This window comes from Pseudomonas japonica (genome assembly GCF_900188455.1).
Lineage (GTDB): Bacteria > Pseudomonadota > Gammaproteobacteria > Pseudomonadales > Pseudomonadaceae > Aquipseudomonas > Aquipseudomonas japonica.
In genome coordinates, this window is record NZ_FZOL01000015.1 from 12,924 (window position 1) to 34,934 (window position 22,011).

Genomic DNA, 22,011 nt, shown 5'->3' on the forward strand with positions numbered 1-22,011 from the left:
AGAGGCATAAAACCTTTGTAATCAAGGAGTTGGAATAGTCTTGGAAAGATGCCGCACCAGAGTTGTGCAGCCACGCCCCTCGCCTTGGGGCACACGCTTCATTGCGAAGCGCCGATGGGCCCGGGGCAGCGTCGGCCGCAGCCCCGGACAATGGTTCAGGCCAGGGGACGCTCCTGCTTGACTCCCCAGCCCTGGGCCTCGCCCCCCAATGGTCGGATTACCGCTTCGAAATCCTGTTCGAATTCACCGATCCCGCCATGGGTGGCGTACATGATCTTGCTCAGTTCCAGTTGCCAGCCTTCGTCGCTTTCATGCACCAGGGCGCACAGCGACTCACCACGAAACTTGCCCGCAGCCCTGCGCGCCCGCTCCTCGTCCGGGAATACCGCGTAAAACTCGATGGGGTGGATTTGCGTGAAGTCGAAGCCGCCCTCTTTCATGCGGCGCAGTACTGTGCTGCTGATGTCTTCGTACAGGTTGCTCATGAATCGTCCTCCTCATTCGATGGATAGACTTTCGGTGCATTCGCACCAACCCCATGCGCCCTGGCGGGCGGGGTTCTCGAGCGGGTGTAACGACGGCAAAGGCCGGCGCCGAAAAGCGCGACCCTGTTTGCAGCGTAGCGTCAGCCTTGGCACATCGCCAGCTGAGACGATTCAGGTTCGTTCGGTGATCGCGGTGATTTCCACACCGCTCTGCTCCTTCAGCCATTTGGCGGTGGGGCAGTCAGCGCGGTCCTGGAAGTCGTTGAGGTCGAGTTCATCCATGATCGGGAACAGGTGGCCTCTCACCCGCCGCGCGGCGTCTTCGATGCTCGGGCGGTCGGCGCAAGCGAAGAGCAGCGAAGTGCGTTCGCCTTTCTGATCCACGAAGGTGATTTCCCACTCTTTCATCTGGCGTAGTCCTCGAATGGAAATACAGGGTATGTCCAGCCTACTTCCCGTTGACCCCTGGCAGAGGACATCGTTCCAGTCGCGCGGGCGTCGCCACGGGAAAAAAAGACCCCGGCAAGCCGGGGTCCGATGGGTCTGCGACAGCGTCAGCCGGTCACTCGGGAATGCCGTGAACCACACCGGCGGTGTTGTCCATCAGGCTCTTGGTCGCGGTCTGGATGAACGACTCGAGTTTCTTCACCATCAGCGCCTTCTCGGCGTCATCGACACGCTCGGCGCTGAACTCGCGACCCAGCTTGTAGCGATACACGATCGGCGCGGTTTCCTTGGATTCGATGAGGATGTGGTCGCCCTGGATCAGGAACACGTTCTGATCGCTGCCCGACGGCTTGACCATGCCGATGCCCTGGTCACCTTCCGGCAGGTTGAGCAGGTCGCGGCCCCAGCACTGGTGACGGGTTTCGCCGCCAAGACGGCCCATGATGGTCGGCACGATGTCGATCTGGGTACCGACGACATGGCTGCGCTTGCCGAACTTCTCCTGGATGCCCGGGGCGATCAGCAGCATCGGCACGTTGAAACGGCCAAGGTCCATCTCGGTGACCTGCTGGTTGTTGCCGAAACCGTGGTCGCCGACGATGACGAACAGGGTTTCCTTGAAGTACGGCTCCTTGCGCGCTTTCTCGAAGAACTGGCCCAGGGCCCAGTCGGAGTAGCGCATCGCGGTCAGGTGCTCGTCCAGACGACCGTGGCCGGTCACCGGCTCTACCGGCAGGTTCTTCGGCAACGCATACGGCGTGTGGTTGGACAGGGTCTGCAGCAGGGCATAGAACGGCTTCTTGCCGTAATTGTGCGCCAGCTCCTGGGCACCACGGTCGAACATGTCCTGGTCGGACACGCCCCAGGTCGGGTCGGAGAACACCGGATTGACGAAGTCGTTGCGGCCGATGAAGGTGGTCATGCCCTGGTTGCCGAAGAAACCGGACTGGTTGTCCCAGGCGAAATCACCGTTGTAGACGTAGACGTCGTCGTAGTCGCGGGCACTGAGCAGCGCCGGCAGGCCGGACAGCTTGTGACCGCCTTCCGGGGTCTGCATCAGGTATTCGAAGCCCGGCAGGTTGGGGAAGCAGGCCATGGTGGCGAACATGCCCTGGTGGGTATGGGTGCCGTTGGAGAAGAAGCGGTCGAACAGCAGGCCTTCCTCGGCCAGCTTGTCGAAGTACGGGGTGATGTTGCCCTCGGCGCCCAGCGCGCCCACGGAGTGGCCGGCGAAGCTTTCCATGAGGATCACCACCACGTTCTTGATCGGCAGGGTGTTCTGCGCCGGCGGGTTGAAGTCACGGCGCACGGCGGCGCTGTCGGCATCGACCAGCGTGTCGTGCGGGGTCAGCAGCATCTCGCGCACAGTCTGCTGCGCCACCTGCGGATCGAGGGTCGACTTCCAGATATTGTCGCGGTCTTCGGACATGCGGCTCTTGGCGGCGTCGATCAGGGTCAGGGTACCGTTCAGGCCCAGCTGGTTGACGAAGTTGGAGTCGGTGGTGAAGGCATCGCCCCAGCGCATCGGCGGGCCCTGGCGCAGGGTGCCGCGGGCGGCGACCACGGCCACCAGCAGGATCATGAAGAACACCACCCCACGCATGTACCACGGCGCCACGCTGCGCACGCCAGCCAGGTTGCTCTGGTACTGGCCACGAGGGCGGGTCAGGCGGTCGATGCCCTTGAAGGCCAGGCTCATGACCACGGTGCCGACGGCCCAGGCCAGCAGGTAGCGAACCACCGGGAAGCCGTACCAGATCATGCTCGACACGGTCTTCGGGTCTTCCTTGATGTACTGGAAGACCAGGCCGTTGAGGCGCTGGTGGAACTCGCGATAGAAGTCCATCTCCACCAGGCCGAGGAACAGCACGACGCTGGAGGCCACGCTCAGCCACAGGCGGAACAGCCCGCGAGCGGCCATGGCCCGGGCGCTGAGGATCGCCAGCAGCAGCGGAATGCTCAGGTACACCACCACCCGCAGGTCGAAGCGCAGGCCGTTGAGGAAGCCTTCGGCGACGGTCGAGTACGGCGTCTCGCCGATCATTTCGCTGTTGTAGACCAGCAGCGCGAAGCGCACCAGGCTGAGCATCAGCATGATCACCAGGCCGCACAGCAGGGTGTAGAGCAGGTGTGATTTGACCGTCGGTTGCAGGCGCGAGGCGTCCGTTTTAGCCATGAAGTGGAAGGTCCCTGAAAATCTGGTTATGGGAGGCACATTGACGCGAAGCGGCGGCACCCGGGGTGGATTTCCCGAGCGGCCGAACCATTAGGCGAATGGATAATTGCGCGCGCGATTGTCTTCAATCGATTGTGAAAATTTCGTTGAGGCGCGGACGAGGCCTATAAACGCACATTTCCGCGCGGTCCGGCAATGGCCCAGATGATCAGGCCCAGCACCGGCAGGAGGATGATCAGCAGAATCCACAGCACCTTGACGCCGCCCCCCGCGCTGCTTTTGATCACATTGAGGATGGCCCAGATATCCAGGGCGAGAATGACCAGACCGGCGAGGCCGTTGAACGTCGAACCCATTTTGTTGCTCCCAATTCAAGCGCTTCCGAGAGGATAGCTGGCTATTGGCCCTATAGACGTCCTTGTCTGGAGGTCGTTCCGGCCCCCCGCCTAAACTTGTTTCATCGTTTTTCCGGAGAGATGCCCATGTCTTCAGCCCACACCCACAGCCCCTCCGCGCCCACACCGATGCTCAATGCCTGGCTGCAGCAGGCGCAATCGACCCCCTGGCTGAGTGCCGGCCTCGGCCTGAGCCTGCTGGCGGTGCTCTGGCTGATGGGTGCCAGCGCCTGGAACGCGATCCACGGCGATCACCAGGAAAACCTGCACATGGCCATGCTCGGCGGCCTCGCCGGCTTCGGCGCCACGGCGCTGGGCGCTGTGCTTGCCGTAGTCCTGCGCGAAGTCAGCTCGCGCACTCAGGACGTCATGCTCGGCTTCGCGGCCGGGATGATGCTCGCCGCCAGTTCCTTTTCGCTGATCCTGCCAGGCCTCGACGCCGCCCGCGAAATCACCGGCAACGGTCCGTTCGCCGCGCTGACCGTGGTGGTCGGCATGGGCCTGGGGGTACTGCTGATGCTCGGCCTCGACCGTTTCACCCCGCACGAACACGAAAGCACCGGCCCCTGCGGTCCGCAGGCCGAACGGATCAATCGGGTGTGGCTGTTCGTCCTGGCGATCACCCTGCACAACCTGCCGGAAGGCATGGCCATCGGCGTGAGTTTCACCACCGGCGACCTGAATGTCGGCCTGCCGCTGACCAGCGCCATCGCCATCCAGGACATCCCCGAAGGCCTGGCGGTGGCCCTGGCCCTGCGCGCCACCGGCCTGTCGAACCTGAAGGCGGCCCTGGTGGCGATCGGTTCGGGCCTGATGGAGCCGCTGGGCGCGGTGATCGGCCTGGGGATTTCCAGCGGTTTCGCCCTCGCCTACCCGATCAGCATGGGCCTGGCCGCCGGCGCCATGATTTTCGTGGTGTCCCACGAAGTGATTCCGGAAACCCACCGCAACGGCCACCAAACCTCGGCAACCCTCGGCCTGATGGGCGGCTTCGCCGTGATGATGTTCCTCGACACCGCCCTCGGTTAAACGTGGACGGCGACCCGCAGCGCCTCCAGCGCAGGCGCCGCGGCGATGTTCAGTTCGGCGCACAGCTGCAGAACCCGCGGCAGGTCGTTGCCACACACCAGGACCATCTGCAGTTCGTCATCGAGCAACTGGCTGAAGTTCATCAACACGTAGCCGCCGGCTTCCTTGTTCATGCTGCCCATCTGGATCTGGATGCGGTTGAGCGCGGTGAGCGGCTCGACCTTGGCCAGTTGCTTGGGCTTGATGTTGAACGGCACGCTCTTGTCGAACGAATCGCTGATCCGCGCGAGCAGGTCCGGATAGGTGTCGGCCTGGAACAGCACGGTGTCCGGCAGGCTGCCGACCACCACCCACTCGCCCAGGGGGATCGGGAAGGTGTCGTCGTAGTTGATGTCGGGGTTGGCGGCGAGGAAGCCCTCGGGGTCGGCATAGGCCTGCGCCGCTTCGTCGGCGATCCGCTCGATGTCCTGCTCGGCCAGGCAGCCGGAGCTGATTTTGCCGATGAGTTCGACCAGTTGGTTTTTCATGGGGAGGCCCTGCGCCGCTGGAAAAAAGGCGCCAAGGATAGCCGCAAACGCCTGCCGAGGGTTAGCCGGCCCTCCGCTCTCCAGAAGGGGCGTGCGCATGGCGCCTGATCTGTGGATATGTGGATAAGTCCATCGCACCGGGCGAAACGTTCGAGCGGCGAGGAGCATTGCAAATTGCACTGTGCAAATTGCACGACCATGCATCCTGCACGGCAGCCGGTTTTCCAAAACAAGACAAGTTATTGATTTAAAAGGATTTTTTAATTCAGAAAAGCTGGCACGCCGACTGCACCCTTCAGTTCATGTCTGCCACCCACAGCCAGGAGCTGATATGGACCTCATTCAGGAAAAATTCGCCTCGGTGTTCTCCGCCTACCAGGTGACCACCCAATCGCGCCCGGATGGCGGCATCCTGCTGACCCTTCGCGCCGCCGATGGCACGCAGACCCGGCGTTCGATTTCCTATGCCCAGTTGCACAGTGCCGAGCAACTGTCCTGGGCGATCAGCGCGATTCGCCGCGACCTGGCCGGGCAGGCCAGTGAATTGCCGGTGATTTCGCTGCTGCAGAGTCAGCAGCGGTTCGCGCTGCCGACCTATCGCTGAGCGTTGCGGGAGCTGGCTTGCCAGCTCCAATCAAGAGGATCGGCGAACCTAGAAGGTGTCATCCAGCCCCGGAAATGCCCGCGAACTCTCGTCCCCAGTCAATTCGACCTTGCTTGCCGCCTCGCTCTCGAACACCCGCACCAGTACCAGATTTGGCTGCTCGCCGATATCGAACCACTGTGCAGTGCCGGCCGGCACGCTGATCACATCGCCCCGCTCGCCCACCAGGGCATAGACATACTCGCCGACGCGCAGGTTCAGCAGTCCGCGCCCGCTGACGAAGAACCGCAGGTCCTTGCCGGCGTGACGACGCTCGTCGATCAGACCCGCGCGAATCTCATCCTTCTGCGCGTGTTCCGGGTCAATGCTCAACACCTCCAGCACCCCACCACCCAGCCCATCGATCTGTTCGCGCAGGGCCGCGATCACTTCATCGGTGCCAGTACCCGGACGAATCCGCGCGGCCGGTTCCCGCTGCTCGAAGTGCACGCCCTGCTCCGCCAGGGTCGCGGCGATGTCGTCAGCGTGGGTGAGAACCTTGTTCGGCGTGTCGGGGGTGGACTGGTGATAAACGCTGAGGATGCTCAAGGGGCAACTCCTGATCTTTCGAAAACGTGGTGAAGACGCTACGCGGCGTCCTCTTTCAAGCGGGTCGCAATGATAACGGCTGCGGCCAGTGCCGCGACGCTGGCAATACTAAAGGTGATGCCGGGGCCCAGGGTCTTCCAGCTGTACCCCGCGTACAGCGCTCCCAGCGCGCCGCCGGTGCCGGACAACGCGGCGTAGAACGCCTGGCCCTGGCCCTGCTGGCGCGCACCGAAACTGCGCTGGACGAAGGCGATGCAGGACGCATGGAAGGCACCGAAGGTCGCCGCGTGCAGCAACTGGGCAAGCAGCAGCACGCCGAGGTGCTCGGCGAAACTGCCCAGCAACACCCAGCGCAACGCCGCCAGCAGGAAGCTCGCCAGCAGCACCCGGCGCAGGGAAACCCGCGCCAGGATCGCGCTCATCACCACGAACAGCAGCACTTCCGCCAGCACGCCCAGGGCCCAGAGCATGCCGATGGTGCCGCGGGCGTAGCCGAGCTGCTCCAGATGCAGGGTCAGAAAGGTGTAGTACGGCCCATGGCTGAGTTGCATCAGCGCCACGCAGATATAGAACGCCAGCACCCCGGGACGACTCAGTTGCCGCAGAAAGCCGCCGTTCGCCGGTCGCTCGGCCTGCTCCACCGGTTGCGCATTGGGCACCCACAGGCTGGCCAGGACGATCCCGGCCATGATGCACACCAGCGCCGCCGGGTAGATATCCAGACTCAGCCATTCGAACAGGCGCCCCAGGCCGACCACGGTGAGGATGAAACCGATGGAGCCCCAGAGACGGATCTGGCTGTAGCGCCCGGTCTGTCCCTGCAGATGAGCCAGGGTGATGACTTCGAACTGCGGCAGCACCGCATGCCAGAAAAACGCATGCAGGGCCATGACCAGCGCCAGCCAGGCATAGCTCTGGTCGACGAAGATCAGGGCGAAACTGGCCAGGGTACACAGCGCGCCAAAGCGCACGATCAGCAGGCGCCGGCCGCTGCGATCGCCAAGCCAGCCCCACAGGTTGGGGGCGACGCAGCGCATCAGCATGGGGATCGCCACCAGCTCGCCGATGCGCGCGCTGGAAAAGCCCAGATGATCGAAATACAGCGCCAGAAACGGCGCGGTGGAACCGAGCAGGGCGAAATAGAAGAGATAGAAACTGGACAACCGCCAGTAGGGAAGCGCCACGACTCAGCGAGCCGTGGCGCGACGGGCGATGCCGGGCATCAGCGCTGGCCCAGTACCGGGGTGCTCACTCGCACGTCGGCGTTCTGGCCGCGATGACGCAGCAGGTGGTCCATCAGCACGATGGCCATCATGGCCTCGGCGATCGGTGTGGCGCGAATGCCCACGCACGGATCGTGGCGGCCCTTGGTGATGACGTCCACCGGGTTGCCATCCTTGTCGATGGAACGACCCGGGGTGGTGATGCTGGAGGTCGGCTTCAGCGCGAGGTGGGCGACGATCGGCTGGCCCGAGGAAATCCCGCCGAGGATGCCGCCGGCGTTGTTGCTGAGGAAGCCTTCCGGAGTCAGTTCGTCGCGATGCTCGGTGCCGCGCTGGGCGACACAGGCGAAACCGGCGCCGATCTCCACGCCCTTGACCGCGTTGATGCTCATCAGCGCGTGGGCCAGTTCGGCGTCCAGGCGGTCGAAGATCGGCTCGCCGAGGCCCGGCATCACGCCTTCGGCGACCACGGTGATCTTCGCCCCGACCGAGTCCTGGTCACGGCGCAGCTGGTCCATGTAGGCCTCCAGTTCCGCGACCTTGTCCGGATCCGGGCTGAAGAAGGCGTTCTGCTCCACCGAGTCCCAGGTCTTGAACGGGATCTCGATCGGGCCCAGCTGGCTCATGTAGCCGCGAATGCGGATGCCCTGGGTCGCCAGGTACTTCTTGGCGATGGCGCCGGCGGCCACGCGCATGGCGGTTTCCCGCGCCGAACTGCGGCCGCCGCCACGGTAGTCGCGCTCACCGTACTTGTGGTGGTAGGTGTAGTCGGCGTGGGCCGGGCGGAACAGGTCCTTGATCGCCGAGTAGTCCTTGGACTTCTGGTCGGTGTTGCGGATCAGCAGGCCGATGGCGCAACCGGTGGTGCGTCCCTCGAACACGCCGGAGAGGATCTCGACTTCGTCGGCCTCTTGGCGCTGGGTGGTGTGGCGGCTGGTGCCGGGCTTGCGCCGGTCCAGGTCGCGCTGCAGGTCCTCCAGGGAAATCTCCAGGCCCGGCGGGCAGCCATCGACAATGGCGACCAACGCCGGACCATGGCTTTCGCCTGCGGTGGTGACAGTGAACAGCTTGCCGTAGGTATTGCCGGACATGCAGGACGCTCCGCGAATTCAGCCTGATTTGAACGAAGCCGCCAGTATACGCAGACGAACCATTCAGTTCATCCCTGATGGCGAACCTTCCTCCCGCGCCCGGGTCAAAGCACTGTCTCCCCGCACGTAACCTGAAGATGTCGCGTCTCGCCGCCCTGCTCCTGCTCCTCGCCTCCTGTTTCGCCCAGGCAGCCACCCCCAGCGTCCTGCAACGCCCGATCAGCCTCGATACCGGCCAGGGCGTGCTGCATGGCAGCCTGCTGCTGCCGCGCAGCGCAACGCCCCCTCCGGTGGTGCTGATCATCGCCGGCTCCGGGCCGACCGACCGCGACGGCAACAATCCGGCGGTCGGGCGTATCGACATTCTCAAGCGCCTGGCCCTGCAACTGGCCGCCCAGGGCATCGCCAGCGTGCGCTACGACAAGCGCGGCGTGGCCGCGAGCCTGGCGGCGACCCCGGACGAACGCAATCTCAGCGTCGACCGCTACGTCGCCGACGCGGTCGCCTGGGGCCGCAAGCTCGACGCCGATCCACGCTTCGGTCCGCTGATCCTGCTCGGTCACAGCGAAGGCGCGCTGATCGCCAGCCTGGCCGCCGAACCGGCGGGCGCCAGCGCGGTGATCGCCCTGGCCGGCAGTGGCCGTCCGATCGACCAGGTGCTGCGTGAGCAACTGGCCGAGCGCCTGCCACCCGCTCAACTGGCCCGCGCGCAAGTCGCCCTGGACCAGCTCAAGGCCGGTCGCCCGGTCAGCCAGGTGCCCGCCGCTCTCAAGGACATCCTGCGTCCCAGTGTGCAGCCCTACCTGATTTCCCTGTTCCAGCAGGACCCGGCGGCGGCCTTCGGCAAATTGCGCATGCCCGCGCTGATCATCCAGGGCCGCAACGACATCCAGGTCAGCCCGGCCGACGCCCGGGCCCTGCATGCGGCGCGGCCCGAGGCACAACTGGCGCTGATCGACGGCATGAATCACATGCTGCGCATCAGTCCCGCCGAGCGGGGCAAGCAGCGCGACGCCTACACCAACCCGCAATTGCCACTGGCCAGCGAGCTGAGTGAACGGATCGTCGCTTTTGTGCGCCAGTTGACACCTGCCTGAGCAAATCACCCTCCAGTCCTCGCCGCCGCGGCCGATAAACCGATGCAGGCAACGCCATTGCAGGCGGCCTGACGCGCATGAAGAGGACACCCGTGATGACTGATGCACCCACCCAGGACGCTGCCGAAGCGACCGACGAACCGGTTGCGCCGGAGCCCGCCCCGCTGCCCTGGGCGGACCTGGCCCCGGAACATTTCCAGCTGCTGCGCCTGGCGCCGCTGCCCACCGACCGCAACAGCGGCGCGCGGCCGCTGCGCTTCGTCCAGTACGGCTATGCCGAGCGCCACAGCAAGGAACACAGCCTGCTGCGCATGGACATCCGCCTGCCCGGCCAGAAAACCCGCAAAGAACAGAACACCCTGGATATCCGCGTCGATCACGACAAGCGCCTGGTCAGCATTCATCCGGAAGGCGGTCTGCAGATCGAACCGCTGAACCGCGGCATCGGGCGCTTCCTGCTGGCCCAGGCGGTGCTCTGGGCGCAGCGGCGCTGGTCGCATTACCGCCTGGAGGGCGGTGCCCTGGCGAACAAGGACGCCCTCAACGAAGACACCCGGCTGCGCCGCGATCATGTGCTGCACAGCCATGGCATCGAAGTCGAGTACGCCGACGCCCAGCACTTGAAAGGCCGCTGGGTGGAAACCCAGGTGGGACAGCTCAAGGGGGGCTGGAACACCGACAAGCTGCAGCGGGTCGACATCATCGACGCGGCCAACATGCTCCAGCAGGCGGAAACCAAGCTGCACGAGAAAGAAGCGCAACTGCGCGAGCGCGACGAGCGGGTTGCCAAGTACAAGCGTGAAGACGGCGGCCTGCGCTTCACCATCACCTGTCTGGTGGCGTTCGCGGTGTTCCAGGCGGGATTGCTGATCTGGATCGCGACGCACCGCTAAAAAGCCGGGGCTGCTTCGCAGCCCTTCGCGAGCAAGCTCGCTCCCACCGAATTCGCGTAACCCTGTAGGAGCGAGCTTGCTCGCGAAAGGGCCGCAAAGCGGCCCCGATTGCACTCAGACCCGCGAAGCGAACAGCGCCTGGTGCTGGCGGCACTGCTCCGCCGTGAGCATTAACACGCCATGGCCGCCACGCTCGAACTCCAGCCAGGCGAAATCCACTTCCGGGTACAGTTGCTCGACGTGCACCTGGCTGTTGCCCACCTCGACGATCAGCAGGCCTTTCTCGGTCAGGTGATCCGCCGCCTCGGCCAGCATGCGCCGGACCAGGTCCAGGCCATCATTGCCACAGGCCAGCCCCAGCTCCGGCTCGTGATGGTACTCGGCCGGCATGTCGGCGAAATCCTCGGCATCGACATACGGCGGGTTGGACAGGATCAGGTCGAAGCGCTGCCCCGGCAGCCCCTCGAAGCCATCGCCCTGGACGCTGTAGACGCGCTCTTCCAGGCCATGTCGCTCGATATTCTGGTTGGCCACTTCGAGCGCCTCGAACGACAGGTCGGCCAGCACCACTTCCGCCTCGGGGAAGACCTCGGCGCTGACGATACCGATGCAGCCGGAGCCGGTGCAGAGATCGAGGATCCGCGCCGGCTCGGCGGCCAGCCAGGGCTCGAAGCGCTTTTCGATCAGTTCGCCGATGGGCGAACGCGGCACCAGCACACGCTCGTCGACGATGAACGACATGCCGCAGAACCACGCCTCGCCCAGCAGGTAGGCGGTGGGCACACGGTCTTCGATGCGACGCTTGAGCAGGCGCTGCAGCTTGACCAGTTCGTCGTCTTCCAGGCGGCAGTCGAGGTAGCTGTCGGCCACTTCCCAGGGCAGGTGCACCGCGCCCAGCACCAGCAGGCGGGCCTCGTCCCAGGCATTGTCGGCGCCATGTCCGAAGAACAGCTCATGCTCATGGAAACGGCTGACAGCCCAGCGGATATGGTCGCGCAACGTGCGCAGGCGGGAAGTGATCACGGCAGACTCCTTGAAAGACGACCGGCGATTCTAACAGCCCCACGCCACGAAGGCCGCAACGACGAATATGAGCGATGAACCATCATGGCTGAAAGCCACTAACCACGCCGCTTGTACGCTAAGCGATTCACATAAGTGTCCAAGCAGGGGAGAATAGGTAAAAAGCCCTACCCGAAGGAGCCCTTGATGTCTGTTCCAACGACGATGTTCCACCTCAGCGGCCGCGGCTATCCGCCCGCGAAACTGAGCAACGCCAGCCTGGTGATTATCGATGCGCAGAAGGAGTACCTGAGCGGTCCCCTGGCGCTGTCGGGCATGGACGAAGCGGTGGCGAACATCGGCAAACTGCTCGACGCGGCGCGCAAGGCCGGCCGGCCGATCATCCATGTGCGTCACCTCGGCACCGTCGGTGGCCTGTTCGATCCACAGGGTTCGCGCGGCCAGTTCATCCCCGGCCTGGAACCGCAAGGCGACGAAATCATCGTCGAGAAGCGCATGCCCAACGCGTTCAAGAACACCAAGCTGCATGAAACCCTGCAGGAACTCGGTCACCTCGACCTGATCGTCTGTGGCTTCATGAGCCACTCCAGCGTCAGCACCACCGTGCGGCGCGCCAAGGACTACGGTTATCGCTGCACCCTGGTGGAAGATGCCTGCGCCACCCGCGACCTGCCGTTCAAGGATGGCGTGATCGCCGCCGCGCAGATCCAGCAGAGCGAAATGGCGATCATGGCCGACAACTTCGCCTGCGTGACCCCGACCAACAGCCTGGTCTGAACCGGCGGCGGTCGGAACCACCTCGACGATTTCCGGTCCAAACCCGGATCTGTACAGAGGAGATCGGCATGAAGATATCCGACGGTTTCGACGCCAAACGCCTGCGCCCGCGTCAGCCGGGCGCCTGGGGCGCACGCCTGGCGGCGATGTTCTCCGCCCTGCTGGCGACCGTCGGCGTGCTGTTGGCCATGGCCGGTGCTGCCAGCCTGCTGGGCCATCCGGCGGCACTGGGCGAACTCAACGACAATCCCGCCGCGGCCAGCCTGGTATTGGCCGGCGGATTGCTCGTTCTCTACCTCGGGATCTGGATCTGGCGCCGTCGTCGTCTGCGCCTGCGCCGCAGCCGCGAGCTGAATCTGTCCCCGCATCTGATGAAAAAACACGACTGACTGCGTAGACTCTGCGCGGTTCTGGCGGAGGCTTTACATGCAAGACGACGATTTTTCCCTGTTCAAAAGCGAGATGCGCGGCGTCAAGCCGATCAAGCATGATCGCGCCGACACCGGCAAGGCCAAGGCCGACCGCAAGCAACTGGCAAGCCTGCGCCAGAACGCGACGGTACGCACCGACGAAACCGTGGTCGACGGCCTGTCCGACCAGTTCGTCATCGACGTCGGCCCCGAGGACGACCTGCACTGGGCCCGCGACGGCGTCCAGGAAAGCCAGATGCGCAAACTCAAGCTCGGCCAGATCGGCTTCGAGGGCAGCCTCGACCTGCACGGCATGACCGTCGAGAAAGCCCGGGAGACCCTGTGGGACTTCCTCGCCGAGGCGACCCGTTTCGAAGTGCGCTGCGTGCGCGTGACCCACGGCAAGGCGGTGCGCCTGGACGGCAAGCGGCCGATGATCAAGAGCCACGTCAATACCTGGCTGCGCCAGCACCCGCAGGTGCTCGGTTTCACCTCCTGCCAGGCCCGTCACGGAGGCACCGGCGCAGTCTATGTGATGCTGCGCCGGACCATGCTCGAAGGCCGCGACGAGTAACGCCGCACTTGCGGTGCCGCCACAGCCGCCGTACCCTTCGCGTTTGCGAAATACACCACAGGTAGATCCATGTCCCTGGAACAGCATTACACCGCGATCCTTGGCCAACTCGGCGAGGATGTCTCCCGCGAAGGCCTGCTCGACACGCCGAAACGGGCCGCGAAGGCCATGCAGTACCTTTGCCGCGGTTACAACCAAACCCTGGAAGAAGTCACCAACGGCGCACTGTTCAGCTCCGACAACAGCGAAATGGTCCTGGTCAGGGACATCGAGCTGTATTCGCTGTGCGAACACCACCTGCTGCCGTTCATCGGCAAGGCGCATGTCGCCTATATCCCGAGTGGCAAGGTCCTGGGCCTGTCCAAGGTGGCACGGATCGTCGACATGTATGCCCGTCGCCTGCAGATCCAGGAAAACCTCAGCCGCGAAATCGCCGAGGCGGTGCAGCAGGTCACTGGCGCCGTGGGCGTGGCGGTGGTCATCGAGGCCAAGCATATGTGCATGATGATGCGCGGCGTGGAGAAGCAGAACTCGTCCATGATCACGTCGGTGATGCTGGGCGAATTCCGCGAGAACGCGGCGACCCGCAGCGAGTTTCTCAGCCTGATCAAGTGATCGGGCGTGTCATCCGGGCCGACCTTTGCAGGTCGGCCTTTTCTTTTGAGGAGTTGCCATGATCGTCAAAGCCCTGCGCGTCGGCCTCGGCCAGTTGATCGTCTTTCTCGACTGGGTCAGCCGTCCGGCCAAGCTCAAACGTAATCCCGCCGCCCAGGCCAGTGTCGAGCAGCAGGCCCGCGGACTGAGCCTGTACCAGTTCCACGCCTGCCCGTTCTGCGTCAAGACGCGCCGCGCCCTGCACCGCCTGAACGTACCGGTGACCCTGCGCGATGCGAAGAACAACGAACAGGATCGGCAGACCCTGCTCAACGAAGGCGGCAAGATCAAGGTGCCGTGCCTGCGTATCGAAGAAGACGGCAAGACCACCTGGATGTACGAATCCAAGGCGATCATCGCGTACCTGGATCAGCGCTTCTCGGCGGTGTGATCCACGGACCTGCTTTGCAGGCAAGCCAGGCGCCAATCGTAGGAGCGTGGCTTGCCCGCGAAGGACCGCAAAGCGGTCCCAATCCCCCTCAATCCACCATCGCCACATGCCGCGGATGCTGCGCCACTCGCGCCAGCCACTCGCGCACCTTCGGATACGCACTCAGATCGAAACCGCCCTCATGGGCCACATGGGTGTAGGCATACAGCGCCACATCGGCGATCGAATAGCGTTCCCCCACCAGATACGGCGTCACTTCCAGCTGCCGCTCCATGACCTTGAGCGCCTTGTTCCCGCCCTTGTGCAGCTTGCGATATTCGTCCATGCGCGGCTCAGGCAAGCCCAGGTAGAACTGGATGAAACGCGCCACCGCGATATACGGCTCATGGCTGTACTGCTCGAAGAACTGCCACTGCAGCACCTGGGTGCGCAAGCGCGGCTCGCTGGGCAGAAATTCGCTGCCCTCGGCGAGGAAGTTGAGGATCGCATTCGACTCCCAAAGGCAGGAGCCATCCTCCAGTTGCAGCACCGGCACCTTGCCGTTGGGGTTCATCGCCAGGAACTCCGGCGTCTCCGTCTCCCCCTTGAGAATGTCCACCGGCTGCCAGTCATAGGGCAGATCGAGCAGATGCAGCATCAGCTTGATCTTGTAACAGTTACCCGACTGGTAATCCCCATAGACCTTGTACATCGACCCCTCCCCCTTTGCGTAAAACCCATGCGATGACTGTACGGTTAAATGCAACGATTGCTGTACCGCACTCGCTACCCCATCGCACGGTAGTCTGAAAAAACTGCTTACATCGAACAATAAGGAAATATCCATGCCCGACGCCACCTCCGCGCACCTGCGGCCGCTGGCCGACACCTCTCCCTCGGCGGTGGTCGCCGGCTTCATCGCCATGCTCACCGGCTACACCAGTTCCCTGGTCCTGATGTTCCAGGCCGGCCAGGCGGCGGGCCTGAGCAACGCGCAGATTTCCTCGTGGATCTGGGCCCTTTCCATCGGCATGGCAGTGTGCAGCATCGGCCTGTCGTTGCGCTACCGCACCCCGGTGACCGTGGCCTGGTCGACCCCCGGCGCGGCCCTGCTGATCACCAGCCTCGGCGGCGTGACCTACGGCGAGGCCATCGGTGCCTATATCACCTGTGCCGTGCTGGTAGTGATCTGCGGCCTGACCGGCAGCTTCGAACGCCTGGTGCGACGCATCCCGGCATCCCTGGCCTCGGCCCTGCTGGCGGGGATCCTGTTCAAGATCGGCAGCGAAATCTTCGTTGCCGCGCAGCACCGCACCACCCTGGTTCTGGGCATGTTCTTCAGCTATCTGCTGATCAAGCGAGTGTCGCCGCGCTATTCGGTGCTGGCAGCGCTGGTGGTGGGCACGGCGCTGTCCGCCGCACTCGGCCTGCTGGATTTCAGCGGCTTCAAGCTGGAAGTGGCGACCCCGGTATGGACCACGCCGAGCTTCTCCCTGGCCGCGACCATCAGCATCGGCATCCCGCTGTTCGTGGTCGCGATGACGTCGCAGAACATGCCGGGCGTGGCCGTCCTGCGCGCCGACGGCTACCAGGTACCGGCGTCGCCGTTGATCTCGGTGACCGGCATCGCCTCGCTGCTGCTGGCCCCCTTCGGCTCCCACGGGATCAACCTGGCGGCGATCAGCGCGGCGATCTGCACCGGCCCGCACGCCCACGAAGACCCTGCCAAACGCTACACCGCGGCGGTCTGGTGCGGGATCTTCTACGGTATCGCCGGCACGTTCGGCGCGACCCTGGCGGCGCTGTTCGCCGCACTGCCGAAGGAACTGGTGCTGTCCATCGCCGCCCTGGCCCTGTTCGGCTCGATCATGAACGGCCTCAGCGTGGCGATGAACGAAGCCAGGGAACGCGAAGCGGCGCTGATCACCTTCATGGTCACCGCCTCCGGCTTCACCCTGTTCTCCATCGGCTCGGCCTTCTGGGGCATCGTCGCCGGGGTCCTGACCCTGGTCATCCTGAACTGGCGCAAGAGCGCCTGACAGGCATTTCCGGACTCAGATCCGGAAATGCCCGACCATCCCCTTCAACTCCGCCCCCAACTGCGCCAGCTCGATACTCGAGCTGGCGTTGCCGCGCATGGCCATCGCCGACTGATCGGCACTGCTGCGGATCTGCGTGACGCTGCGGCTGATCTCTTCAGCCACGGAACTCTGCTGTTCCGCCGCCGCGGCGATCTGCTGGTTCATCTGCTGGATCAGCGACACCGCACTGGCGATGCTGCCTAGGGCGCTTTCGGTCTGCAGGGCATCGGCCACCGCCAGCTTGACCAGTTCGCCGCTGTCCTGGATCTGCGCCACCGAGGCCTGGGCATTGCTGCGCAGGCTGCTGACCAGGCGCTCGATCTCGCCGGTGGACTGCTGGGTACGCTGGGCCAGCGCGCGCACTTCGTCCGCCACCACGGCGAAGCCACGGCCCTGCTCCCCGGCGCGGGCGGCTTCGATGGCCGCATTGAGGGCCAGCAGATTGGTCTGCTCGGCAACGCTCTTGATCACTTCGAGCACCGAACCGATGTGCTGGATCTCGGCGCTGAGGCTTTCGATGCTATGACTGGCGGAATCCGCGGCGCTGGCCAGACGCTCGATGCGCTGCATGCTCTGGCGCACCACCTGCTGGCCGCTTTCCACCTTGTCATCCGCCGATTGCGCGGCCTGCGCCGCCTCCTCGGCATCGCGGGCGACACTGTGCACCGTGGCGGTCATCTGCTGCATGGCGGTGGCGACCTGGTCGGTCTCGTCCTTCTGGCTGCTGACCTCACGGTTGGTCTGCTCGGTCACCGCCGACAGGGTGTGGGCGCTACTGGCCAGCTTGTCGATACCCGACTGCAGACCACTGACGATGCCGCTCAGGCCGCTGCCCATCTGCTGCATCGCCAGCAGCAACTGGCCGACCTCGTCACCACGGTCCACGGCGATCTCGCCGCGCAGATCGCCGGCGGCGATTTCCTGGGCACGGACGATGACCCGACGCAACGGCAGGACAATCGCCCGGGTGATCAGCACCGCAGCCACCAGCCCCACCAGCAATGCCGCCAATGACGAGACCAGGATCAACAACGCATTGCGTTTGAGTTCGGCCTGCATCTGCGCATCGATTTGCGCGTTGATCTGTTCGACCCGCGCCGTCACCTGCTCGGCACGCTCCTGCAACTGCTTGCGCAACTGCTCCTCGCGGGCCAGCAGATCGGTATATTCGCCGAGTTTTTCGCCGAAACTGGCAATGTGCGTGACCACTTCGCCCAGCACGCTCTGGTAGCCGGGGTCCTGTACCGTGCCCTTGAGCTGGTCGGCCAACTGCGCCGCCTGCTCGGCCTGCTCGATACGACCCTGACGCACGTCATCGGCGCCCTTGCGGTTCTGCTCCAGGCGCACCCGCGCTTCATCCATGGCCTGCAACATCAGCCGCGCGACCTGGGCCACCTGGCCGGCCTGCTCGACGAACTCGGCGCCTTTCTGGCCCTGCGAATCCTTCAGGGTCCAGGTACCGTCGTCAGCCAGCCCGGCCTGCAGGACGTCGAGGTTGTTGGCAACGCTGGACACCGACCAACTGGCCATGTCCAGCGCCAGCTCCTTGGCCTGGGTCAGTTCGACGAATTGATCGAAGGCCTGGCGATAGGCGCCCAGCGCGCTGCCGACATCACTACCGCCAAGCTCCGGCAACTCCGTGGCCCGACTGACGAGCGCCTCGACGCCCTTGCGCAGCGTCTCGGCCTCCTTGGGATCGGAACGCTGGGCATAGCGCTGCTCGTGCAGACGCAGCGCCAGCACGCCATTGTTGAATTCGGTGATCTGCTTGAGCCCGTCGAAGCGCTGGCCCAACACGTGCAGCGCGGCAATCCCGATCGCCGCCACCACTGCCGTCAGCAGCAATACCAGTGTGAATCCCAGCCCCAGCTTGCGGGCCATGCCCAGGTTGGCGAAACCGCCATTCGCGCCCGACTTCATTGTTCGCCGCCCTCTCGTGCTGCCCTTGGAAAACCTGCCGCATATCCAAGGGTGCAGAGTGGCAACCGCGCTGGTGAGTGCACAAGACACCCGTGTCGCAATAATGGCAAAAAGCTAGGAAGCCGTCGTTTTCAGGATGCTGGAGGTCGCCGCAACGCCATCTGCCCGACCGCCTGGAAAAACGCCTGGGCACGCACGTCCCTGGCATAGGCGACATTGATCCGCAGCCAGTCGCTGTCCCGCCCCTGTGGGTCGAACGCCGAGCCTGGGGAGAGGAGTACACCTTCGGCCTGGGCGATCTGCTGCAGACAGGAAAAATCCGCGCCCGGATAGCGGGTCCAGACGAACATGCCGCCGTAGGGTTCGGCGAAAACCTCCCAGCCATTGGCTTCGAGCAGGCGCAAGGCACTGGCCATATGCTCGGCCAGACGCAGACGCAGGCGCTGCACGCTCTTGCGGTACACCCCGCTACCGAGCAACTGCGCCACCACCTGTTCGGCGAAACGCGAGGCACCGATGCCGGTGACCATCTTCACCTCGGCCAGGCGCGCGATCAGCGCCGCGTCCGCCACCAGGTAGCCGACGCGCAGGGAACTGCTCAGGGTCTTGGAGAAGCTCGCCAGATAAATCACCCGCTGCTGGCTGTCCAGCGTGCTCAGCCGCGTGGCAGGGCCTTCCTGGAAGTCGGCGTAGATATCGTCCTCGATGATCCGCAGGTCGAATTCGCCGGCGAGTTCCAGCAACCGCTGGGCGCTGCGCGGGCTCAGGCTGGTGCCGGTGGGGTTCTGGTACAGGCTGTTGACGAACAGGTAGCGCGGTCGGTGCTCGTCCAGCAGCGCGCGGAGGATGTCGAGGTCCGGGCCGTCCACCGTGCGCGGCACCTCGAGCATCTGCACGCCATGCAGGCGCAGCAGGTTGTAGAGGTTGTAATAGCCGGGGCTCTCCACCAGTACCTTGTCGCCGGGCTTGAGCAGCGTACGCACCAGCAGGTCGAGGGCATGACTGGCGCCCTGGGTGGCGAGAATCTGCTCCGGCTGCACCTGGATGCCGAGCAAGGCCAGACGCTTGCGCACCTGCTGGCGCAATACCGTCAACCCCAGTGGCGGGCCATAGCCGAAAAGATCCTGCTCGGCACCGCGACTGATCTGACGAATCGCCAGGGCAATTTCCTCACTCTGCCGCCAGTTGCCCGGCAACCAGCCACAACCGAGGCGCAGCAGGTCTTCCTGATTATCGCTGAACAGCCGCCAGCGACCTTCGGCGCCCTCGCCCCAGGCCGGCTCCTCGGCGAACGGCGCCTGCCCCTTGCGTTCAGCGACGAAAAAACCGACGCCATGACGCGCCTCCAGCCAGCCCAGCGAGACCAGCCGATCATAGGCCTCGATAACACAGGACTGACTGACGCCCTGCTCGCGCACCAGATCGCGGATCGACGGCAAGCGGGTGCCGGGGCGCAGGCGCTGGGTGGCGATCCAGTCGCGCAGGCGCTCGGTCAGTTGTTGCACCAGGGGCGTGGCCAGTTGTCGATCGAGGTTGAGTTTCATGGCGAAGTGTTTGCTCGTTTTGGCCAAACAGTTAATCACAAATGTCCGCGGGCTGTGCCTTTTCCGTGTTCCAGCCCCTCGGGACAATCGCCTGGTCATTCAAGGAGAGCCTCATGATCAGCCGCCACGCCCCCACCACACTGGCCTTCGCGCTGTGCCTGGTGACCTTCGCCGTCAACCTCCAGGCCCCGCTCTATACCGCCTACGCGGCACTCTCCGGCCAGGGCGCGGCGGCGACGGCGGTAGCCTTTTCCGGTTATGTGCTCGGAGTACTGCCCGTGTTGCTGCTGCTGGGCGGGCTGGCCGACCGGGTCGGACACAAGCGCCTGATCCTCGCCGCGCTGTGCCTGTCGATGGCGGCAACCGTGCTGATGCTGATCGCTCCTGGGCTGACCAGCCTCGCCTTCGCCCGCACGCTGCTGGGCATCGGCACGGCACTGGCTTCGGCCACCGGCACCGCGTACATGAGCGAGTTGATGCACGACGGCGACAGTCGTGCCGCGGCGAACCGGGTCACCGCCAGTACGTCGCTGGGCTTCGGCCTGGGCGCCGCGATCACCAGCCTGTTCCTGCTGTGGGGGCCAAGCCTGGTGCCAGGCAGCTTCCCCCTGCATCTGGCGTTGGCCTTCGTCGCCCTGCTGGCGGTGCTGCGCCTGCCGGATCCGGCGCCACGCCGTGCCACGCCGCTGCTGCGCCTGCCCTGCTATCCGCAAGGCAGCCTGCCCTACGGCCTGGCGATCCTGCTGGCCTGGGCCTGCGTCGCGCTGGTGATCGCCTTGATGCCGTCGATCCTGGCCCGCCATCACCTGGCGAACTGGTCGGGGCTGTCGACGTTCTGTGTGATCAGTTGCGGACTGCTGTTCCAGCCCCTGGCACGACGCATGGCTTCGGCCCGCTCGACCCTGCTGGGCCTGCTGGTATTGCCGTGCAGTTACGCCGTGCTGGCCTGGGGCGCGCACAGCGGGGTGCTGGCCGCCGTGCTGCTGGGGGCGGTCGGCGCCAGCAGCGCGTGCTACGGATTCATTTACCTGGGTGGGTTGTCAGCGGTGAATACCTTGGCCGGCGCGGAAAAGACCCGCGCCAGCGCCGGATTCTTCCTGCTGGCGTATCTGGGCTTCAGCCTGCCGGTGATCTTCACCGGCCTGCTCGCCGACCGTTTCGGCACGGGCACCGCCCTGGCCTTGTTCGGTGCCCTGCTGCTGCTCGGCTGCCTGGCGGTCGCCGGCGCCCTGTTGCGCTCCAGCCGCAACGCCGCGATCCAGGCCCTGCTGAACCTCAGATAGCGGTGGCGCCGCCGTCGACGGCCAGGGCATGGCCAGTGGTGAACGCCGCACCATCGCTGCACAGGTAGAGCACGGCGGCGGCGATTTCCTCGACCTTGCCGATGCGCCCCACCGGGTGCATCGCCGCGGCGAACTCGGCCTTGCGCGGATCGGCCTCGTAGGCCCGACGGAACATGTCGGTGTCGATCACCGCCGGGCAGACGGCGTTGACCCGGATCTGCTTCTTCGCGTACTCGATGGCCGCCGACTTGGTCAGACCGATCACCGCATGCTTGGAGGCCGCGTAGATGCTCATCTTCGGCGCCGCGCCGAGACCAGCCACCGAAGCCGTGTTGACGATCGCCCCGCCGCCCTGAGCCAGCATCAGCGGCAACTGGTGCTTCATGCACAGCCATACGCCCTTGACGTTGACGCCCATGATCGCGTCGAACTCGGTTTCGCTGCCTTCGGCCAGACGCCCCTGTTCGATCTCGATACCGGCATTGTTGAAGGCGTAGTCCAGGCGCCCGTAGGCTTCGACGGTGCGCGCCATCAACTGCTGCACGTCGGCATCCCGGGTCACGTTGCAAGGCACGAAGATCGCCTCGCCGCCCGCCGCCCGGATCGACTCCACCGTGGCTTCGCCACCGGCGACATCGAGGTCGGCCACAACCACTTTCAAGCCTTCGGCGGCGAACGCCTCGGCCGTGGCCCGACCGATGCCCGCGGCGGCGCCGGTGACCAGGGCAACCTGGCCGCTGAATTTCATACTCATCGATAGCTCCTGCAACAAGGTAGGAAAGTGGCGAGAGTCTAGTCAGGCAGCGCGGCGTCTGGGCAG

24 protein-coding genes and 1 pseudogene are annotated in these 22,011 nt (G+C 64.8%); 11 read left to right on the forward strand and 14 right to left on the reverse strand.

Annotation, left to right across the window (positions count from 1 at the left end; all coding sequences use genetic code 11):
• Positions 1–155: 155 nt before the first annotated feature.
• From CHB99_RS18050 to CHB99_RS18065, 4 genes are all read right to left on the reverse strand, one after another.
• Entirely contained in the window at positions 156–485 is a 330-nt protein-coding gene (locus tag CHB99_RS18050; protein ID WP_042122420.1) for a ribonuclease E inhibitor RraB, read from the reverse strand.
• A 171-nt stretch (positions 486–656) separates the two neighbouring features.
• The gene (locus CHB99_RS18055) at positions 657–893 is read right to left on the reverse strand and encodes a hypothetical protein (RefSeq protein ID WP_042122422.1); all 237 of its coding nucleotides are present in this window, start codon (positions 891–893) and stop codon (positions 657–659) included.
• Positions 894–1,047: 154 nt separating this feature from the next.
• A complete protein-coding gene (locus CHB99_RS18060; RefSeq protein ID WP_042122424.1) occupies positions 1,048–3,108 on the reverse strand; it encodes an LTA synthase family protein in 2,061 nt (686 codons plus the stop codon).
• A gap of 164 nt (positions 3,109–3,272) precedes the next feature.
• Positions 3,273–3,464: a PLDc N-terminal domain-containing protein gene (locus CHB99_RS18065; protein ID WP_042122425.1), complete on the reverse strand. Its 192-nt coding sequence runs from the start codon at positions 3,462–3,464 to the stop codon at positions 3,273–3,275.
• Positions 3,465–3,590: 126 nt separating this feature from the next.
• Between CHB99_RS18065 and CHB99_RS18070 the strand changes: the two genes are divergently transcribed.
• Positions 3,591–4,532 (forward strand): ZIP family metal transporter, encoded by a 942-nt coding sequence (locus CHB99_RS18070; RefSeq protein ID WP_042122426.1) that lies wholly within the window; start codon positions 3,591–3,593, stop codon positions 4,530–4,532.
• On the opposite strand, the gene CHB99_RS18075 is transcribed toward CHB99_RS18070, so the two are convergent.
• Positions 4,529–5,059: a hypothetical protein gene (locus CHB99_RS18075; protein ID WP_042122427.1), complete on the reverse strand. Its 531-nt coding sequence runs from the start codon at positions 5,057–5,059 to the stop codon at positions 4,529–4,531. The genes CHB99_RS18070 and CHB99_RS18075 overlap by 4 nt on opposite strands.
• 331 nt (positions 5,060–5,390) lie before the next feature.
• Between CHB99_RS18075 and CHB99_RS18080 the strand changes: the two genes are divergently transcribed.
• Complete coding sequence (locus CHB99_RS18080; protein WP_042122428.1) at positions 5,391–5,663, forward strand: DUF3509 domain-containing protein; 273 nt, start codon at positions 5,391–5,393, stop codon at positions 5,661–5,663.
• Between the two features lie 48 nt (positions 5,664–5,711).
• On the opposite strand, the gene CHB99_RS18085 is transcribed toward CHB99_RS18080, so the two are convergent.
• Genes CHB99_RS18085 through aroC form a run of 3 tightly spaced genes read right to left on the reverse strand, consistent with a single transcriptional unit; the run spans position 5,712 to position 8,565 of the window.
• Complete coding sequence (locus CHB99_RS18085; RefSeq protein ID WP_042122430.1) at positions 5,712–6,251, reverse strand: acireductone dioxygenase; 540 nt, start codon at positions 6,249–6,251, stop codon at positions 5,712–5,714.
• 38 nt (positions 6,252–6,289) lie between these two features.
• Positions 6,290–7,435: an MFS transporter gene (locus CHB99_RS18090; protein WP_042122431.1), complete on the reverse strand. Its 1,146-nt coding sequence runs from the start codon at positions 7,433–7,435 to the stop codon at positions 6,290–6,292.
• A gap of 38 nt (positions 7,436–7,473) precedes the next feature.
• The gene (gene aroC / locus CHB99_RS18095) at positions 7,474–8,565 is read right to left on the reverse strand and encodes a chorismate synthase (RefSeq protein WP_042122433.1); all 1,092 of its coding nucleotides are present in this window, start codon (positions 8,563–8,565) and stop codon (positions 7,474–7,476) included.
• Positions 8,566–8,702: 137 nt separating this feature from the next.
• On the opposite strand from aroC, the gene CHB99_RS18100 reads away from it, so the two are divergent.
• Together CHB99_RS18100 and CHB99_RS18105 are read left to right on the forward strand one after the other, a co-directional pair.
• Positions 8,703–9,662, forward strand: coding sequence for an alpha/beta hydrolase (locus tag CHB99_RS18100; RefSeq protein WP_042122434.1), 960 nt, complete (start codon positions 8,703–8,705; stop codon positions 9,660–9,662).
• 95 nt (positions 9,663–9,757) lie between these two features.
• Positions 9,758–10,555, forward strand: a complete 798-nt coding sequence (locus CHB99_RS18105) for a hypothetical protein (protein ID WP_042122436.1) — start codon at positions 9,758–9,760, stop codon at positions 10,553–10,555.
• A gap of 114 nt (positions 10,556–10,669) precedes the next feature.
• Here the strand turns inward: CHB99_RS18105 and prmB are convergent, their stop codons facing one another.
• Complete coding sequence (gene prmB / locus CHB99_RS18110; RefSeq protein ID WP_042122437.1) at positions 10,670–11,578, reverse strand: 50S ribosomal protein L3 N(5)-glutamine methyltransferase; 909 nt, start codon at positions 11,576–11,578, stop codon at positions 10,670–10,672.
• Between the two features lie 186 nt (positions 11,579–11,764).
• On the opposite strand from prmB, the gene CHB99_RS18115 reads away from it, so the two are divergent.
• The 5 genes from CHB99_RS18115 (at position 11,765) to CHB99_RS18135 (ending at position 14,384) form a co-directional block, all read left to right on the forward strand.
• Positions 11,765–12,355: a cysteine hydrolase family protein gene (locus tag CHB99_RS18115; protein WP_042122438.1), complete on the forward strand. Its 591-nt coding sequence runs from the start codon at positions 11,765–11,767 to the stop codon at positions 12,353–12,355.
• Positions 12,356–12,423: 68 nt separating this feature from the next.
• The gene (locus tag CHB99_RS18120) at positions 12,424–12,744 is read left to right on the forward strand and encodes a hypothetical protein (RefSeq protein WP_042122439.1); all 321 of its coding nucleotides are present in this window, start codon (positions 12,424–12,426) and stop codon (positions 12,742–12,744) included.
• Between the two features lie 37 nt (positions 12,745–12,781).
• A complete protein-coding gene (locus CHB99_RS18125; RefSeq protein WP_042122440.1) occupies positions 12,782–13,339 on the forward strand; it encodes a Smr/MutS family protein in 558 nt (185 codons plus the stop codon).
• A gap of 69 nt (positions 13,340–13,408) precedes the next feature.
• The gene (gene folE, locus CHB99_RS18130; RefSeq protein ID WP_042122441.1) at positions 13,409–13,954 is read left to right on the forward strand and encodes a GTP cyclohydrolase I FolE; all 546 of its coding nucleotides are present in this window, start codon (positions 13,409–13,411) and stop codon (positions 13,952–13,954) included.
• A gap of 58 nt (positions 13,955–14,012) precedes the next feature.
• Positions 14,013–14,384 (forward strand): glutathione S-transferase N-terminal domain-containing protein, encoded by a 372-nt coding sequence (locus CHB99_RS18135; RefSeq protein WP_042122443.1) that lies wholly within the window; start codon positions 14,013–14,015, stop codon positions 14,382–14,384.
• 88 nt (positions 14,385–14,472) lie between these two features.
• Here CHB99_RS18135 and CHB99_RS18140 read toward each other — a convergent pair whose 3' ends face one another.
• Positions 14,473–15,075, reverse strand: coding sequence for a glutathione S-transferase family protein (locus tag CHB99_RS18140; RefSeq protein WP_042122445.1), 603 nt, complete (start codon positions 15,073–15,075; stop codon positions 14,473–14,475).
• Between the two features lie 133 nt (positions 15,076–15,208).
• On the opposite strand from CHB99_RS18140, the gene CHB99_RS18145 reads away from it, so the two are divergent.
• A complete protein-coding gene (locus CHB99_RS18145) occupies positions 15,209–16,402 on the forward strand; it encodes a benzoate/H(+) symporter BenE family transporter (RefSeq protein WP_042122447.1) in 1,194 nt (397 codons plus the stop codon).
• Between the two features lie 15 nt (positions 16,403–16,417).
• On the opposite strand, the gene CHB99_RS30665 is transcribed toward CHB99_RS18145, so the two are convergent.
• The 3 genes and pseudogenes from CHB99_RS30665 to CHB99_RS18155 form a co-directional block, all read right to left on the reverse strand.
• On the reverse strand, positions 16,418–17,290 hold the full coding sequence (locus tag CHB99_RS30665; protein WP_377697131.1) for a methyl-accepting chemotaxis protein: 873 nt from the start codon (positions 17,288–17,290) through the stop codon (positions 16,418–16,420).
• Positions 17,282–18,364, reverse strand: a pseudogene (locus CHB99_RS30670) (HAMP domain-containing protein); the annotation flags it as partial. The gene CHB99_RS30665 and the pseudogene CHB99_RS30670, both read right to left, overlap by 9 nt.
• Before the next feature lie 131 nt (positions 18,365–18,495).
• Positions 18,496–19,908: an aminotransferase-like domain-containing protein gene (locus CHB99_RS18155; RefSeq protein WP_042122451.1), complete on the reverse strand. Its 1,413-nt coding sequence runs from the start codon at positions 19,906–19,908 to the stop codon at positions 18,496–18,498.
• A gap of 113 nt (positions 19,909–20,021) precedes the next feature.
• On the opposite strand from CHB99_RS18155, the gene CHB99_RS18160 reads away from it, so the two are divergent.
• Positions 20,022–21,191, forward strand: coding sequence for an MFS transporter (locus CHB99_RS18160; RefSeq protein WP_042122454.1), 1,170 nt, complete (start codon positions 20,022–20,024; stop codon positions 21,189–21,191).
• Here the strand turns inward: CHB99_RS18160 and CHB99_RS18165 are convergent.
• The gene (locus tag CHB99_RS18165; RefSeq protein WP_042122456.1) at positions 21,184–21,945 is read right to left on the reverse strand and encodes an SDR family oxidoreductase; all 762 of its coding nucleotides are present in this window, start codon (positions 21,943–21,945) and stop codon (positions 21,184–21,186) included. The two genes, CHB99_RS18160 and CHB99_RS18165, sit on opposite strands and share 8 nt — an antisense overlap.
• Between the last annotated feature and the right edge of the window lie 66 nt (positions 21,946–22,011).

Excerpts from the sequence above, each read along its gene's own strand:
- CHB99_RS18135 (WP_042122443.1), top strand. The coding sequence starts at position 14,013 with ATGATCGTCAAAGCCCTGCGCGTCGGCCTCGGCCAGTTGATCGTCTTT.
- CHB99_RS18105 (WP_042122436.1), top strand. The coding sequence starts at position 9,758 with ATGACTGATGCACCCACCCAGGACGCTGCCGAAGCGACCGACGAACCG.
- CHB99_RS18080 (WP_042122428.1), top strand. The coding sequence starts at position 5,391 with ATGGACCTCATTCAGGAAAAATTCGCCTCGGTGTTCTCCGCCTACCAG.
- CHB99_RS18115 (WP_042122438.1), top strand. The coding sequence starts at position 11,765 with ATGTCTGTTCCAACGACGATGTTCCACCTCAGCGGCCGCGGCTATCCG.
- CHB99_RS18055 (WP_042122422.1), bottom strand. The coding sequence starts at position 893 with ATGAAAGAGTGGGAAATCACCTTCGTGGATCAGAAAGGCGAACGCACT.
- CHB99_RS18065 (WP_042122425.1), bottom strand. The coding sequence starts at position 3,464 with ATGGGTTCGACGTTCAACGGCCTCGCCGGTCTGGTCATTCTCGCCCTG.
- aroC (WP_042122433.1), bottom strand. The coding sequence starts at position 8,565 with ATGTCCGGCAATACCTACGGCAAGCTGTTCACTGTCACCACCGCAGGC.
- CHB99_RS18100 (WP_042122434.1), top strand. The coding sequence starts at position 8,703 with ATGTCGCGTCTCGCCGCCCTGCTCCTGCTCCTCGCCTCCTGTTTCGCC.
- CHB99_RS18050 (WP_042122420.1), bottom strand. The coding sequence starts at position 485 with ATGAGCAACCTGTACGAAGACATCAGCAGCACAGTACTGCGCCGCATG.
- folE (WP_042122441.1), top strand. The coding sequence starts at position 13,409 with ATGTCCCTGGAACAGCATTACACCGCGATCCTTGGCCAACTCGGCGAG.
- CHB99_RS18165 (WP_042122456.1), bottom strand. The coding sequence starts at position 21,945 with ATGAGTATGAAATTCAGCGGCCAGGTTGCCCTGGTCACCGGCGCCGCC.
- CHB99_RS18160 (WP_042122454.1), top strand. The coding sequence starts at position 20,022 with ATGATCAGCCGCCACGCCCCCACCACACTGGCCTTCGCGCTGTGCCTG.
- CHB99_RS18060 (WP_042122424.1), bottom strand. The coding sequence starts at position 3,108 with ATGGCTAAAACGGACGCCTCGCGCCTGCAACCGACGGTCAAATCACAC.
- CHB99_RS18070 (WP_042122426.1), top strand. The coding sequence starts at position 3,591 with ATGTCTTCAGCCCACACCCACAGCCCCTCCGCGCCCACACCGATGCTC.
- CHB99_RS18145 (WP_042122447.1), top strand. The coding sequence starts at position 15,209 with ATGCCCGACGCCACCTCCGCGCACCTGCGGCCGCTGGCCGACACCTCT.
- CHB99_RS18140 (WP_042122445.1), bottom strand. The coding sequence starts at position 15,075 with ATGTACAAGGTCTATGGGGATTACCAGTCGGGTAACTGTTACAAGATC.
- CHB99_RS30665 (WP_377697131.1), bottom strand. The coding sequence starts at position 17,290 with ATGCAGCAGATGGGCAGCGGCCTGAGCGGCATCGTCAGTGGTCTGCAG.
- CHB99_RS18120 (WP_042122439.1), top strand. The coding sequence starts at position 12,424 with ATGAAGATATCCGACGGTTTCGACGCCAAACGCCTGCGCCCGCGTCAG.
- CHB99_RS18155 (WP_042122451.1), bottom strand. The coding sequence starts at position 19,908 with ATGAAACTCAACCTCGATCGACAACTGGCCACGCCCCTGGTGCAACAA.
- CHB99_RS18075 (WP_042122427.1), bottom strand. The coding sequence starts at position 5,059 with ATGAAAAACCAACTGGTCGAACTCATCGGCAAAATCAGCTCCGGCTGC.
- CHB99_RS18125 (WP_042122440.1), top strand. The coding sequence starts at position 12,782 with ATGCAAGACGACGATTTTTCCCTGTTCAAAAGCGAGATGCGCGGCGTC.